The 14,999-nt window shown below is 60.6% G+C and carries 12 protein-coding genes; 11 read left to right on the top strand and 1 reads right to left on the bottom strand.

All coding sequences use genetic code 11. The features are described 5' to 3' along the window. The first annotated feature begins 3 nt into the window (after window positions 1-3). The 7 genes from ACSEXS_RS09935 (at window position 4) to ACSEXS_RS09905 (ending at window position 9,207) form a co-directional block, all read left to right on the top strand. Complete coding sequence (locus tag ACSEXS_RS09935) at window positions 4-2,424, top strand: COG1361 S-layer family protein (RefSeq protein ID WP_438432994.1); 2,421 nt, start codon at window positions 4-6, stop codon at window positions 2,422-2,424. Continuing rightward, on the top strand, window positions 2,417-3,784 hold the full coding sequence (locus ACSEXS_RS09930) for an ABC transporter permease (RefSeq protein WP_438432993.1): 1,368 nt from the start codon (window positions 2,417-2,419) through the stop codon (window positions 3,782-3,784). Before ACSEXS_RS09935 ends, ACSEXS_RS09930 begins: the two co-directional genes overlap by 8 nt. A 193-nt stretch (window positions 3,785-3,977) precedes the next feature. Further along, the gene (locus tag ACSEXS_RS09925; protein WP_438432992.1) at window positions 3,978-4,718 is read left to right on the top strand and encodes a response regulator transcription factor; all 741 of its coding nucleotides are present in this window, start codon (window positions 3,978-3,980) and stop codon (window positions 4,716-4,718) included. Window positions 4,719-4,720: 2 nt separating this feature from the next. Continuing rightward, on the top strand, window positions 4,721-5,863 hold the full coding sequence (locus ACSEXS_RS09920; protein WP_438432991.1) for a sensor histidine kinase: 1,143 nt from the start codon (window positions 4,721-4,723) through the stop codon (window positions 5,861-5,863). A gap of 114 nt (window positions 5,864-5,977) precedes the next feature. Continuing rightward, the gene (locus tag ACSEXS_RS09915) at window positions 5,978-6,913 is read left to right on the top strand and encodes an ABC transporter ATP-binding protein (protein ID WP_438432990.1); all 936 of its coding nucleotides are present in this window, start codon (window positions 5,978-5,980) and stop codon (window positions 6,911-6,913) included. A gap of 12 nt (window positions 6,914-6,925) precedes the next feature. Next, on the top strand, window positions 6,926-8,056 hold the full coding sequence (locus ACSEXS_RS09910) for an ABC transporter permease (protein WP_438432989.1): 1,131 nt from the start codon (window positions 6,926-6,928) through the stop codon (window positions 8,054-8,056). 2 nt (window positions 8,057-8,058) lie between these two features. Continuing rightward, the gene (locus ACSEXS_RS09905) at window positions 8,059-9,207 is read left to right on the top strand and encodes an ABC transporter permease (RefSeq protein WP_438432988.1); all 1,149 of its coding nucleotides are present in this window, start codon (window positions 8,059-8,061) and stop codon (window positions 9,205-9,207) included. Between the two features lie 29 nt (window positions 9,208-9,236). On the opposite strand, the gene ACSEXS_RS09900 is transcribed toward ACSEXS_RS09905, so the two are convergent. Then, window positions 9,237-9,965 (bottom strand): hypothetical protein, encoded by a 729-nt coding sequence (locus ACSEXS_RS09900; protein ID WP_438432987.1) that lies wholly within the window; start codon window positions 9,963-9,965, stop codon window positions 9,237-9,239. Between the two features lie 612 nt (window positions 9,966-10,577). On the opposite strand from ACSEXS_RS09900, the gene ACSEXS_RS09895 reads away from it, so the two are divergent. From ACSEXS_RS09895 to kdpB, 4 genes are all read left to right on the top strand, one after another. Next, a complete protein-coding gene (locus ACSEXS_RS09895; protein WP_438432986.1) occupies window positions 10,578-10,901 on the top strand; it encodes a hypothetical protein in 324 nt (107 codons plus the stop codon). Window positions 10,902-11,064: 163 nt separating this feature from the next. Next, window positions 11,065-11,142 carry a K(+)-transporting ATPase subunit F gene (gene kdpF, locus ACSEXS_RS09890; protein WP_076418478.1) on the top strand — a complete coding sequence of 26 codons (78 nt, stop codon included), beginning with the start codon at window positions 11,065-11,067 and terminating at the stop codon, window positions 11,140-11,142. Window positions 11,143-11,209: 67 nt separating this feature from the next. Further along, window positions 11,210-12,886: a potassium-transporting ATPase subunit KdpA gene (gene kdpA, locus ACSEXS_RS09885; RefSeq protein WP_438432985.1), complete on the top strand. Its 1,677-nt coding sequence runs from the start codon at window positions 11,210-11,212 to the stop codon at window positions 12,884-12,886. Window positions 12,887-12,951: 65 nt separating this feature from the next. Then, entirely contained in the window at window positions 12,952-14,985 is a 2,034-nt protein-coding gene (gene kdpB / locus ACSEXS_RS09880) for a potassium-transporting ATPase subunit KdpB (RefSeq protein WP_438432984.1), read from the top strand. The last annotated feature ends 14 nt before the right edge of the window (window positions 14,986-14,999 follow it).

Genomic DNA, 14,999 nt, shown 5'->3' with positions numbered 1-14,999 from the left:
TCAATGGCAGTATTGGCACTTGTTATTCTTCTTACGGGGTTCCTTCCGGCGCAGCCGGCGCACGCGGCGGCGGGACCGGAATTTCTGGCAAGTTATCAATTGGCGGCGGGAACCTCGACGCCGATTCGCGAGAAGAACCAGGCGAGCGTCGTGCTGAAATTCAGCAATCCGTCTGGGGCGGACTTAAGCGACCTGTATGTAGAGGTCGACGATGCAAGCTCGTTCTACGGATCGGGCACCAACAGTTTTCCCGTCGAGAAATTCGGCGACGCCTCCGGCAGCGTCACGCTGCCGTTGATTTATACGGGCACGGGCAACAAGCTGACGGTGGTCTTCCATTACACGCTGAAGGACGGCGGAGCCAAGGGCACGTTCAGCCAGACGCTGAACATCAAGGAAGCGCAGCCCACCGTGGAGGTAACCCCGACGCCCGCGCCGACGATTCCGCAGATCGACACGAGCAAGATCGTGCCGAAGCTCACCGTCGCCGGTTCGACCGGCGTGCCCACCGTCAAGGCGGGCGAGAAGCTGACGCTCAGCCTGCCGATCAAGAACACGGCTTCCTATGCGGCGCAGAACGTGTCCGTCTCCCTGGAGCCGGAGGACAAGACCAAGATTCCGTTCCAGATCGGCATGACCAATCTGACCGCTTACCTCGACTTCGTGGGCAGCAATCAGAGCAAGAACGCCGATTTCACGCTTCCGGTCAAGTCGGATGCCGCGGCCGGGGTGTATGCGTTCAAGGCTAACCTGCAGTACACCAACGGATTGGGCGACCCGTTCACCTCGTCCGAGACGGTATACATCAAGGTGGTCAACGACTCGACCAGCCCGTCGCTGACGCTGGAGACGGCAGCCAAGAGCCCGTCGCAGGCGGTTCCGGGCGGCAAGCTGACGCTCAAGCTGACCATCTCCAACTCGGGCAGCCTGCCGGCGAACGATGTTCGGGTATCGCTGACGGGGCTCAAGCCGGACGGCTTTGCCCTCGACAGCTCGACGGACATCCGCAAGCTCGGCCAGATTAAGGGCTTCGACCTGCAGACGGTCAGCTTTGCGCTGAGCGTCTCATCCGCGATTGCGGGCGGCAGTCAGCCGCTCGGCGTCAAGTGGCAGTACAAGGACGAGACCGGCACGCTGGTGACGGAGGAGAACCAGATCTTTATCCCCGTGGCGTCCAAGAACTCCGGACAAGCGCTGCTCACCCTCGACGGCATTCAGGCTCCCCAGGGGACGCTCGTGCCCAAAGAGACGTTCACCGTCTCCTTCACGGTGAAGAACACCGGTTCCGCCAAGACGCAGAACATCAAGACGACCTTGACCACGGACAAGGAGCTGATTCCGAAGTCGCTCAGCACGATCGCCATTCCGGCGCTCGCTCCGGGCGAATCGAAGAAGCTGAGCTTTGCGCTGGAGGTCGCGGCGGACGCCGCGACCAAGAGCTACCCCATCGGCATCGGCGTGGAATACGACGATCCCAAGGCCACCGGGGAATCGGCCCGCGGCACGCTGACGCAATACGTCGGGGTGTACGTGGAGGGCAAAGGGGCGGCAGGCGGCGAAGGGGAAGGCAAATCCGTGCCCCGCATCATCGTCAGCCATTACGGCTTCGAGCCGCAGAGCGTGCTCGCCGGGCAGGATACGGTGCTGACGATGTCGATCCTCAACACTAGCCGGGTGACCGGCGTGCGCAACATCAAGCTGACGATTGCCTCCGAGGACGGCACCTTCACGGTGGACGGCAGCAACAGCTTTTTCCTCGAAGCCATCGGGCAGACGAACTCGGTGGACCGGCAGGTGAAGCTCCGCGCCAAACCGGATGCCGATCCGAAGATCTATCCGATTACGCTGAATTTCGAGTACGAGGACGAGTTGGGCAATCCCTTCACCTCCAAGGAAACCGTCAGCGTTCCCGTTCAGCAGAACAACCGGCTGGTGGCCGGCGAAGTGAACGTGCTCGGCGAGGCGTTTCCGAGCCAGCCCGTCCCGATCTCGCTGGACTTCTACAACATGGGCAAATCCACGCTCTATAACCTGATGATTAAGGCGGAGGGCGACTTCACCCTGACGGGCGGCGGCTATTACGTCGGCAACTTCGCTTCCGGCCGAACGGATACGTACGACGTGTCGATCACGCCGAACGCAGCCGGCGAAGTGAAGGGGAACATCGTCTTCACCTTCGAGGATGCGGCGGGCAAGCAGACGGAGGTGCGCAAGGAATTCGCCCTCACGGTCATGGAGCAGCCGGTGATGCAGCCCGACCCGAACGCCCAACCCCTGGAGCCGCCGCCTGCGGCGGGCAAGAGCAAATGGAAAAAAGCGATGTGGATCGGGATTCCCGCCGCTGTCGTGCTGGGCGCGCTGACCGCCGGTCTCCTTATCCGAAAGAAGCGGCGCCGGAGAAAGGAACTGGAGCTGGATGAATAGTCTTGACTTGATCCGTCTGGCCTTCTCCAATTTCATGCGCAGCAAGATCCGCTCGTTCCTGACTATCCTGGGGGTCGTGATCGGGACGGCCTCGATCGTGGTCATGCTGTCGATCGGCATCGGCATGAACGAAGCCAATAGGCAGCTCGTAAGCCGAATGGGCAGTCTGACCTCCATCGACGTCTACCCCGGTGGGAACGGCGGCGGAGGCATGGTAAGCTCAGTCGGTGGAGGCAGCTCGGGAACCGCCAAGCTGGATGACAAAGCCATCCAGACGATAAGCTCCCTGAAGGGGGTCGAGGTTGCGACTCCGCTCCTGCAGACCGGCGCCAAGCTGATCGCCGGGAAGTACATTTCCTACCTGAACCTGGTCGGCATTCGGCCGGAGGCCTTGGAGAAGATGAACTTCCAGACCTCGGCGGGACGACTTCTGACCGAGGCGGACACCGATGTCCTGCTGTTCGGCTCCGGCATCGTGAACAACTTTTACAACCCGAAGTCGCGGAGTTATCAGCAGCCTCCGAAGATCGACCTGATGACAGAGAAGCTGCAGATGACCTTCGATACCGCCTACGGGGAGAATCAGGGGAACTCGGAGAACCCCGGCCAGGGAGAGAAGCAGCCGGCTAAGCTGTACAAGGTCAAGACGGCCGGCATCCTGGTCGAATCCCAGAACGAGCGGGACTGGATGGTCTACATGAACCTCGATCACCTGAACAAGCTGATCCGCGAGAACGCCAAGCTGCAGAAGAGCCAGGGCATGGCGAATACGCAGCAGGGCTACCAGCGGGCCATCGTCCAGGTGTCGGATATGAAATACGTGGAGCCGGTGCGCGACGAGATCAAGAAGCTGGGCTTCAGCACCAGCGCGCTGACCGATGTGCTGAAGGGCATGCAGGAGCAGTCCAAGATGATGCGGACGCTGCTCGGCAGCATCGGGGCGATCTCGCTCCTGGTGGCGGCCATCGGGATCGCCAACACGATGATCATGTCGATCTACGAGCGGACCCGCGAGATCGGCATCATGAAGGTGCTCGGCTGCGAGCTGAAGGACATCCGCCGGCTCTTCCTGCTGGAAGCCGGATTCATCGGCTTCCTCGGCGGCGTGCTGGGCGTGTTGTTCAGCATCGGCGCTTCATACCTGCTGAACAAATTCGGCGGCAGCCTGTTCGGCTCGTCCATGGGCATGGGCGGCGGCATGACCGATCCGAACGGCGTGCCGCTGAAGAGCTCGGTGATCCCCACCTGGCTGATGGGGGCCTCCATCGTCTTCGCCACGCTGGTCGGGCTCATTTCCGGGTTCTATCCCGCCCGGCGGGCGATGAAGCTGCCCGCTCTGGAAGCGATCAAGACGGAATAGAGGCAAGCGAATCCGAAGCCAATCTTAGATGTACTCCCAGCGAATCCCCGCCGACCCGCGCAAGCGCGTCTGCGGGGATTTTGGCGTTCAAGCGGGAACGTTTAACCAACCGGTTCGCGAATCCCATATTTTGCTTGCGCTGGCGGGGAAATTCGTGTGTAATTAAGCCGTTGACCACAAGGGGGAACGGCTCATGAAGATCAAGGTGCTGATCGCGGACGACAACTCGTTTATCCGCGAGGGCATGCGCATCATCCTGACCAGCTTCGAGGAATTTGAGGTGGTCGCCGCGGTGGAGGACGGGCAAGCGGCCGTGGACTATTGCCGGGCGCACCCGGCGGACGTGGCGCTGCTCGATATCCGCATGCCGAATCTGAACGGAGTGGAAGCGGCGCGCTTCATTGCGGCGGAAACCGGGACGAAGCCGCTGATGCTGACCACCTTCGACGACGATGACTATATCCTGGAAGCCATTCAGGCGGGAGCGAAGGGCTACCTGCTGAAGAATAACGATCCCGAGCGCATCCGCGACGCGATCAAGGCCGTTCATCACGATCACAGCGTCCTTCAGGACGTGGTCGTGGAGAAGATTCGCGCGAGCTTGGCAGCGGCAGCGTCTTCGGCGGTTCCCGCCGCATCGGCCGAGCCGGGGCAGGGCGGCCTGTCCGCCAAGCCGGAGCCGGCTGCGGCACCCGCATCCGCGCATGCGGCGGGCAGCGCCATCGACCGGTCGCGCTTCACCGAGCGGGAGCTGGATATCATGGAACAGATCGCGAAGGGCCTGTCCAACAAGGGCATCGCCCGCAAGCTGTTCCTGTCGGAGGGAACCGTCGCCAATCACATCACCTCCATTCTCGGCAAGACCGGACTGTCGCACCGAACCCAGATTGCAATCTATTACCTGACCGGAGAGACCGGTCTGGCGGAGGAATAACCATGCCGGACTCGGAGCTTTGGACGCTCGGAAACAAGGCGGCGATCGTGGCCTACCTCTTGCTCGCCCAGTACGAAGCGCATGCCGGGAATCCGGCTTTTTTCATCTTGATGGCGCTGCTCTATGCGGCGCTTGCGGTAACGGCAGCCATCTTTCACCGCCGGGAGCAGCCCCGCCGCGCGGCAGCGGGCGCCTCGGCCCTGTTTCTGCTAATTTCGATGGGAACCCTCGATCCGGCTTTTGTGCTTTTGCTGCCGGTGGCCATCTGGGAGCTGGTTCCGGCTGGCCGGGATCGGTGGAAGACCGCCGGAATCGCTTCGGTTCTCCTCGGGTTTCTGGTGCCGAAGCCGATCTTGCCCGCTTATCTCCTTGCAGCGGGGCTCACCGCCCTGCTGCAAGGGGGAGTGGAACGGTTCGCCGCCCGGATGATGAAGCAGGAGACCGATCTGGATCAGATGAAGGATAAGCTGTCCTTCCTGAACCGCTCCCTCCGGGAGAACCACGAGCTGCTGCGCCAGTCCTCGCACACCGTCAAGCTGGAGGAACGCAATCGGCTGTCCCAGCAGATTCATGACGACCTCGGCCATTCCATGGCCGGCGCGTTGATTCAGATGGAGGCGTCCCGGCGGCTGATGGGCCAGGACCGGGAACGGGCGGACGAGCTGCTCGCGAACGCGATCACCATCTCCCGCGAGGGGCTCGACCGCATCCGGCTGACCTTGAAGGACGTGAAGCCCCGATCGGAGGAGCTCGGGGTACAGCGGCTGCGGATGGTGGTGGAGCGCATCGCTTCCGAACATTTGATCCAAGCGACGCTCTCCTTCTCCGGAGACATGGGCGAAGTGACGTCTTTGCAGTGGAAGGTGATCCAACAGAACGCCGTGGAGGCGATGACCAATGCCGTGCGCTACAGCGGCGGCACCGCGGTTCACCTGGAGGTGCGGGTGCTGAACCGCTTCGTCAAGGCTGCCGTCAGCGACAACGGCAGAGGCGCGGAGAAAGTCGTCAAGGGAATGGGCATCCTCGGCATGGAGGAGCGGGCGGCCGCTCTCGGCGGGACCGTGACCGTCGACGGCGCGAACGGCTTTACGGTGACGACCCTGCTGCCGCGCGACGGACAACGTCCTGCGCCGGGGCATGAATAATTTCATGGGTGCCGGGCTCGGCATGGGAATAAAGGGATGAACTTCTGCACTGGCGGGGGTCATCCCCTTTTTTTACAATGGGACCAAGACGAAGACCAAGGAGAGGAACAACGGATGAACATCCTGGAGCTGCGCGGCTTGACCAAGAAATTCGGCGATTTCGTCGCGGTGGACAATATGAACCTGAACGTGAAGCAGGGAGAAATCTTCGGCTTCCTCGGCTCGAACGGAGCGGGCAAGAGCACCACGATCAACATGGTGGCTTCCCTGCTCCGCGCCACGCGAGGCGAGATCCTGCTGAACGGCAAGAGCATCGACAAGGACCGGCATTACGCCAAAATGAACACCGGTATCGTACCGCAGGATTTGGCGATCTACGAGGACATGACCGCTTACGAGAACGTGAGCTTTTTCGCCGGTCTCTACGGACTGCGGGGCAGCCTGCTGAAGGAGCGGACCGAAGAGGCGCTCGAATTCGTCGGCCTCGGCGACCGGATGAAGAGCATGCCGAAGAACTTCTCCGGCGGGATGAAGCGCCGGCTCAACATCGCCTGCGCCATCGCCCATCGGCCCCAACTGATCATTATGGACGAACCGACGGTGGGCATCGACCCTCAATCCCGCAATTACATCCTCGGCTCGGTCCGCAAGCTCAACGAGATGGGCTGTACGATCATTTACACGACCCATTATATGGAGGAGGCCGAAGAGCTCTGCACCCGGATCGCCATCGTCGACCATGGCAAGATCATCGCCGAAGGAACCTCCGAGCAGTTGAAGGCGACGATCACCGATTCCAAGGAAATCTGGATCGGCCTCAAGCTGGAAGACAAAATCGACCTAGCCGCGCTTGGACGTATTCCCGGAGTAACCGCCGTCCAACTGGAGGACCAGACGCTGAAGATCATCTCAAAAGCCGAGATCAACAACCTCAACCGGATCATACAAGAGTTGATCCATATGGGAGCGGAAATCCGGTCGGTGGACGAAAAAGCGCCCAACCTGGAAGCGGTGTTCCTGACCCTGACCGGACGGAATCTGCGGGATTAGGAGGAGGCAATCATGAGATCGATATGGCAGATCGCGGTGAAGGAAATCAAAATTTACCTCCGCCAAAAGCAAAGTTTTGTGTTCATGGTGCTGTTTCCTATCGCCTTGATGACGATCCTCGGGTTAGCGCTCTCGAACACCTTCTCCAACGAGCCGTCGCTCGGGGCGATTCGTCTGCTGTACTCCGACACGATCCAATCGGCGGAGCTGAAGGCGGGCTGGGACGGCTTTCAGAAGGGTTTGGCGGAGCGGGACGTCGTCTGGACGAAGCTTGAACCGGGGACGGAAGCGTCCGAAGAAATCTCGAAGGACCGCTATACCGCTTACCTGGAAGTGGGAGATTCGGGGGTCCGGGTGCTGACCCGGGATGGGGGGAGTATCGAAGCCAACCTCGTCCAAGGCATGCTGACCGCCTTTGTCGACCGCTACAACTTGGCGGCCGCTGCCTACCGGCAGTCGCCGGAGGCCGGAGCGAAGCTGGCCGCCGCGCTAGCGGGCACGCAGGAGGCGAAGATCGAGGAGACTTCGCTCGCCCCGGATAAAACGCCCGGGTCGATGGATTATTACGCGCTGGTGATGTCGACCATGATCGCGTTCTATGCCTGCCTGCCAGGAAGCGAGGTCATTCGGAATGAGCGCCGCCGGCACACCGATATCCGGCTTATGTCCTCGCCGCTTCGCAAGGGCGAGCTATTCGCCGGCAAGGTGTTGGGGTCGACCGCCGTGAATTTCTTCATGGTGCTTCTCGTCCTCCTGTTCAGCCGGTTTGCGTTCGGCGCCGAGTGGGGCAGCCATCCCTTTGCCGTCCTGGCCGTGCTGCTCACCGAAGTCCTCTTTGCCGTCAGCGCGGGCATTGCCGCAAGCTACCTCTTCAAGAATCAAGGCGGGCAGGCGGCCATGTTCATCTTCACCCAGATCGCTTCCTTTCTCGGAGGCGCGTACTTTCCCATATCCGACATGAGCGATGCCATGGGGATGCTCACTTGGATTTCGCCGCTGAAATGGGCGAACCGGGCGCTGATCGACGTCATTTACAACGGGCACACCGGCGCGGTTCTGCTGCCGATTGCGCTCAACCTCGGGTTTGCCGTTCTGCTGCTCGCGGCGTCGGCCTGGTTCATGAACCGCAAGGAGGGGCTCTGACGATGAAGAATATCGGCTGGGTAATCGCCAAGACATTCCGCAATACCTTCCGTCAAAAAGGCAACTGGATCAGCTTTTTCCTCCTGCCGATCGCCGGAGTGCTGCTGTCCATGATCCTGTATGCGGGAGGAACCGGTTCTCCGTTGCGGATTGGGATCGTCGATGAGGACGGCGGCCGGCCCTTGACGGCGGATACCGTGCAATTCGTCAAGCAGCTGAGGCAAATCAAGGTCAAGGAGTTGACCGAAGCCGAGCTGAACAAACAGATCGCCGCCGGCGATCTCGATGCGGGGCTGATTCTCAAGGCGGGTTATTCCGACAGCCTGTACCGGGGCAATCCGGAGGGGCTGGAGCTTCGTTCGATGAAGGGCGCGCAATCCACCGCCTTCATCAAGGCGATGCTCGCCCAGTATACCGGCAATCTGGCCGCCATCGGCCAGACCGCCGGAGGCGACCGAACCGCCTTCGACAAGCTATACCAGGGGTTCCGCACCCAGAGCTTTGCCCTGTCGGTCGATTCGGTGAAGGATACGGCGAGCGCGAGCGCGATCACATATCAAGGCGTCGGCTTTCTCATCATGTTCATGCTGTTCTCGTCCAGCAACCTGGCCCAGCTCATCCTGGAAGAGAAGGAGAAGCGCACTTACCTGCGGCTCATGTCCTCGCCGCTCACGGCCCGGGCCTTCGTCCTGTCCAATGTGGTAGTAAGCCTGGCAATCTTGCTCCTGCAGATTCTGTTGTCGCTGTTCATCATGAAGACGCTGCTCGGCATCAATTCGGGCGTGCCGTACCCGCTGCTGATCGGCATGATGCTACTGTTCGGTCTCGTCGCCATCGCCCTGTCGCAGATGCTCGTCTCCTTCGCGAAGACGAGCGGCAGCCTCGGGGCTATGCAGAACTTGATCATCGTGCCGACCTGTCTGCTCGCCGGCTGCTTCTTCCCGATCAGCGTCATGCCGGAAGCGGTGAAGCGGGTCGCCACCTTCATGCCCCAGCATTGGGCGCTCGATGCCATCGACAAGCTGCAAAGCGGGAAAGGCGTTGCCAGCCTGGGCATGAACGTGCTGGTGCTGGCCGCCTTCGCTCTGGTACTCGGGTTGATCGCCGTCTACCGGTTCAGCCGCAACAACGATACGCGGAGCTTCCTCTAAGCCGCGTCTCCGGCCTGAAGAACCGCGGGTTAGAGCAGGGAGCAGTAAGCAACGGACTTGTCGATCAGGAGCGCCGTCTCGGGATCGAACCCTGTCCCCCGGCGGAGGGTCGCCGACGGGCAAAGGGCGTCGGGCTGTGCGTCCTCCTCCTTCTCATACCACCGGGCCTGCAGGCGGTTCGCCAGCAGCCGCAGCGTGGAGCAAGCGGGGCCGATCCAGCCGTCCCGGTGAATCCCGAGCGCGAAGCCCTGGCTCCTCAGCTTGCGGGCACGATGGATCAATTCAAACAAAGAGCCGTCCGCACCGGGATGAAGATGGCGGAGAGGTGCGGACGCCCGCCCGGTTCTAACGGACGAGGCGACCGTGATGGTCCCCGGGTAAGCGGAGAAGTCCGCCGATTCGGCACCGGCGGCCAACCTCAGCGGAGGCGGGCTCTCCACCAGATCCAGCAGGCACCGGCCCTGCTGCCGGGCTTCGAGATCCAGGAGCGCCAGCCGCGTCATCTCCAGCTGCTCGGGCGGGCCGCTCCGGCGTTGATCCGGACAGCCGATTCGCAGGAAGGCTTCCCCCACGGTGCAGCGGGGGATATCCCGGAGAAAGCAGGACCACTTGAACAGGTCCACTCCTCCCAAGCGGCCGGGGAGGACGCATTCTCCCCAGCCGGCTTCCTGCCCGCAGCTCAGCTTCAAGATCACCGAACAGCCCGTTTTCGCCGGAAAGGCAAAGAGTTCAACCCGAGACAGCTTACGTTCGTCCATTTCTTAACATCCTCCCTGTGGCTCGATGGTGGCCCGCGATCCCTCCGATGGACAGAGGGCGCGGAAGCATTAGAAGCATAGTACCCAGGGAATTCGCGCTTGTAAAAGGACCGGGGCTTCTCCGAAGCCGATATTCGATCCTTCCGGAGAAAAATAGCTTAAACCATCGCCGAAGCAGGCCATTTGCTTCGGTTTTCTCGTTCCCGCTCTCGTTTTGAAGGCTCTTAACGGGATCTTAACCGGGCCGGCGGGGATTCATATGCATTCTTAATAGAAAAGACCTTGCTCTGGCCGAGGCAACTGATAAAGGAAGCGTAATGTACGGAATCGTCCTGGAGAAGCGGCAGCGGTCGCCTTTGCCCACGGAATCAACCGCAGAAAGCGGTTCTAAACAAAGAAATCCGGGGGCAACAGCGATTGGAAGGACGGTCCGTAATGAAGCGATGATTTTTTCAGTGGCCTCCTCTTATCCGGGCGTGGTCTTTTTGCCGTTCCCCAATCTTTAGACGATCTTAACCTCCCGCCGCCAAACCCTAACCCTACCTTAACGGGGGAAATGGTAATCTGGTTGTCGACAGCGAGGGGGATCGTAATGGAGAGGAGGGGGAAGCCATGCTCGCCGGTTTAGGAATGTTTTCCATTGTCGTAACCGTCTTATACGGGACCAAAAAAGTCAGCGATTATCGGGATCTGCGGCGCACGGAAACGGTCGGGTATTGCGAAGACTGCCATATTTACAAAGCGGCCCGGCTGTTTGCCCGGGGAGAGCCTGTCCGTTCCATCGAAGACAGGCTGGCCAAGAGCTATGAGTTCGATCCGATGCGAATTCAGGAGACGCTGGCTTTGGCGCTGCCCCATCGGTCGGATCGCGACGGAGGCTATCAAGCCTTTTTGAAGGCCGTAAATCAAGTCATTGGAGAGGAAGTCTACGGCTGATCCGCTTTAAGAGAGGACGGACCGGCCGGAAGACACGAAGCGGAGAGGAGAGAGAACCGATGGATGGACTTATGGTACTGCTGCTAGCTGTCATCTTCGGGCTGTTCTATGCATTTGCCCAGTGGTGCGACCGGGTGATCGACGAGGGGGGGAAGGAAGAGTCATGACGGTGGTGATCGCGGCAACCGTGCTGCTGTTTCTGTATTTGGTGTACGCCTTGATTCATCCGGAGAAATTCTAGAGCGGATCTGCCAGTCGTCCATTGAGACGAACCGATAGGCATTTGCTTAACTCAAGGAGGGTCCTTTGTGGGGATTGTACAAATTGTAGTCGTCATACTCATTCTGGGTTTGCTCGTCAAGCCGGTGGGCACTTACCTGTACTGTGTCTTTTCCAATGAGCCCAACCGGACCGACCGAGTCTTCGGCGGCATCGAACGCGGTATTTTTAAGCTGGGCGGGGTGAATGAGAAGACTGGCATGTCCTGGAAAAAATACGCCGTCAGTCTCCTGGCCACGAATATCGTGCTGGTGGCCTTCGGATACCTGGTGCTCCGCTTGCAGGGCGGGTTGCCGGCGAACCCGAACGGCACGGGCCAGATGGAAGCGACGCTCTCGTTCAATACGGTCATCAGCTTCATCACCAACACCAACCTGCAGCACTACAGCGGAGAGACGGGCTTGTCGTATTTCTCCCAGATGGCCGTCATTACGATGATGATGTTCACTTCCGCCGCGAGCGGCTTTGCCGTGGCCATCGCTTTTGTCAGGGGGATTACCGGCCGGAAGTCGGTCGGCAACTTCTTCCAGGACTTCGTCAAGGCGCATACGCGCATCTTCATTCCGGTCGCCTTAGTCGGCATGCTGGTGCTGGTTGCCCTGCATGTTCCCCAGACGCTGAAGCCGACGCTGGAAATGACGACGTTGGAGGGACAGACGCAGCAGGTCGCGATCGGTCCGGTTGCGTCGCTTGAGGTCATCAAGCACCTCGGTACGAACGGGGGCGGCTTCATGGGCGCCAATTCCGCCCATCCCTTCGAGAATCCGAGCCCGCTGTCCAACGTGTTTGAAATTCTGCTGATGTGGACATTGCCGGCGTCGCTTCCCTATACGTATGGCTTATTCGCCAAGAACAAGCGGCAGGGCTGGGTGATCTTCAGCGCGATGATGACGCTGTTCCTCCTGTTGCTCTCGCTCAATTACTTCTCGGAGATGCAGGGGAACCCGGCGATCAACAAGCTGGGCATCGACGCCTCCCAGGGCAGCATGGAAGGCAAGGAGGTCCGGTTCGGAGTCGCCCAGTCCTCGCTGTTCACTACCGTCACCACGGCGGCGACGACAGGCAGCGTGGACAACATGCACGACACCTTGACCCCGCTCGGGCAGATCACGCCGCTCGCCCTGATGATGCTGAACAATGTCTTCGGCGGCAAGGGCGTCGGATTGATCAATATGCTCATGTATGCCATGCTCGGGGTGTTCCTCTGCGGGCTGATGGTGGGGCGGACGCCGGAATTTCTCGGCCGCAAGCTGGAGGCGCGGGAAATGAAGCTCATCGCCCTGGCGATTCTCATTCATCCCTTTATCATTCTGGCACCGACCGCCGCCGCCTTCCTGACCGATTTGGGCAAAGGGGCGATCAGCAATCCCGGCTATCACGGGGTAACGCAGGTCCTCTACGAATATGTGTCCTCGGCGGCGAACAACGGTTCCGGCTTTGAGGGACTCGCAGACAATACCTCCTTCTGGAACATCACGACCGGAGTCGTCATGCTGCTCGGCCGGTATGTCTCGATTATCGCCATGATGGCGGTGGCCGGGTCGATGCTGAAGAAGAAGCCTGTGCCGGAGACCATCGGGACGTTCCGGACCGACAACGGGCTGTTCACCGGAATTCTGATCGGCACGGTGCTGATTATCGGCGCGCTGACCTTTTTGCCGGTCGTGGTGGCAGGACCCGTTGCCGAGTACTTAACCCTGCGTTAGCCGGTCCCGGCAGCGCAGCGGCAATAGGCTCGGGACGTGGAATTAGGGAGGAGAGGGAGAAGAAGATGAGCACGCAACCGCGAAAAAAACTCCTGAGCGGACCCATCGTCCGCCAAGCGATAAAAGAAAGTTTCATGAAGCTGAACCCCGCGACGCTGATCAAGAATCCGGTCATGTTCGTCGTGGAGCTGGGCACGCTCATTGTGTTGATGATGGTCGTGGCTCCGGGGTACTTTCAGGCCGAGGATACGATCGGCTTCAACATTGCCGTATTTGTGATCCTGCTCTTCACGGTTTTGTTCGCCAACTTTGCCGAAGCCTTGGCGGAGGGGCGTGGGAAGGCGCAGGCGGACTCGCTGAAGAAGACCAAGCAGGACAGCAAAGCGAACAAGCTGACGGGCACGGCCGTGACGGAGGTCGCCTCGTCGGACTTGCGCAAGGGAGACATCGTGATCGTCTCCCAGGGAGAGCTGATACCCGGTGACGGGGAAGTCATCGAAGGCTTGGCCTCGGTGGACGAGTCGGCGATTACAGGGGAATCCGCCCCGGTCATTAAGGAAGCGGGCGGGGATTTCAACTCGGTCACCGGCGGAACCCGGGTGGTCAGCGACCGGATCAAGGTGCGCATCACCCGCGACCCCGGGGAATCCTTCCTCGACCGGATGATCTCTCTGGTCGAAGGGGCCAAGCGGCAGAAGACCCCGAACGAGATCGCGCTGAGCACGCTGTTGATCAGCCTGACGATCATCTTCCTGATCGTCGTGGTTACCTTGAAGCCGATTGCGAGTTACTTGAACATCGAGCTGGACATTCCGGTGCTGATCTCGCTCCTCGTCTGCCTGATTCCGACGACGATCGGCGGGCTGCTGTCGGCCATCGGCATCGCCGGCATGGACCGCGTCACCCAATTCAATGTCCTGGCCATGTCCGGCAAGGCGGTCGAAGCCGCCGGGGATATCAACACCATGATCCTGGACAAAACCGGGACGATCACGTTCGGCAACCGGATGGCCGCCGAGTTCCTTCCGGTCCAATCGGAGAACGAGGCCGAGCTGGCGGCTTGGGCCGTGATCAGCTCGCTGCAGGACGAAACGCCGGAAGGCCGGTCGGTCTTGGAGCTGGCCGGCAAGCTCCGGCATCCCTATGACGCTCGAATCGCCGAAGGCGGAGAGATCATCGAATTCAAGGCGGAAACGCGGATGAGCGGGGTCAACCTGACGGATGGCCGGCAGGTGCGCAAGGGAGCGGTGGATGCGGTCAAACGATGGGTCGTTTCGCTCGGCGGCTCCATTCCGCAAGACCTCGATGCCAAGGCCGAAGCCGTCGCCCGGCAGGGAGGCACGCCGCTTGCGGTCGCCGTGGGCAGCCGAATCTTCGGCTTGATCTACCTGAAGGATACCGTGAAGCCCGGGATGAAGGAGCGCTTCGACGAGCTGCGCAAGATGGGGATCAAGACAATCATGTGTACCGGCGATAACCCGCTGACCGCAGCGACCATCGCCCGGGAAGCCGGCGTGGACGATTTCATCGCCGAAAGCACGCCGGAGGACAAGATCGCGGTCATCCGCCGGGAGCAGGCGGAAGGCAAGCTGGTCGCGATGACCGGCGACGGAACCAACGATGCGCCCGCCTTGGCGCAAGCGGACGTGGGCCTCGCGATGAACAGCGGAACGGCCGCCGCCAAGGAAGCGGCCAACATGGTCGACCTCGATTCGGACCCGTCGAAGATCATCGAGGTGGTAGCCATCGGCAAGCAGCTGCTGATGACCCGCGGCGCATTGACGACGTTCAGCATCGCCAACGATATCGCCAAGTACTTTGCCATCATCCCCGCCATGTTCATGCTGGCCATTCCGGAGATGAAGCACCTCAACGTTATGGGCCTCGGCTCGCCGAACTCCGCGATCCTGTCGGCACTGGTGTTCAACGCGGTGATTATCCCGATCCTGATTCCCCTTGCCATGCGGGGAGCGGCTTATAAGCCGATGAGCTCCACGCGCCTGCTCCGCCGCAACATCCTGATCTACGGACTGGGCGGAGTTGCCGTTCCTTTTGTCGGGATCAAGCTCATTGACCTGCTGGTCAACCTCTGGCTGTAAGGGCGGATCGCCCC

The sequence above is a fragment of the Gorillibacterium terrae genome (assembly GCF_051594785.1).
In the GTDB taxonomy this organism is placed as follows: domain Bacteria; phylum Bacillota; class Bacilli; order Paenibacillales; family NBRC-103111; genus Gorillibacterium.
Note: the sequence above shows the minus strand (reverse complement) of the source record. Positions and strands in the feature narration are given on the sequence as shown.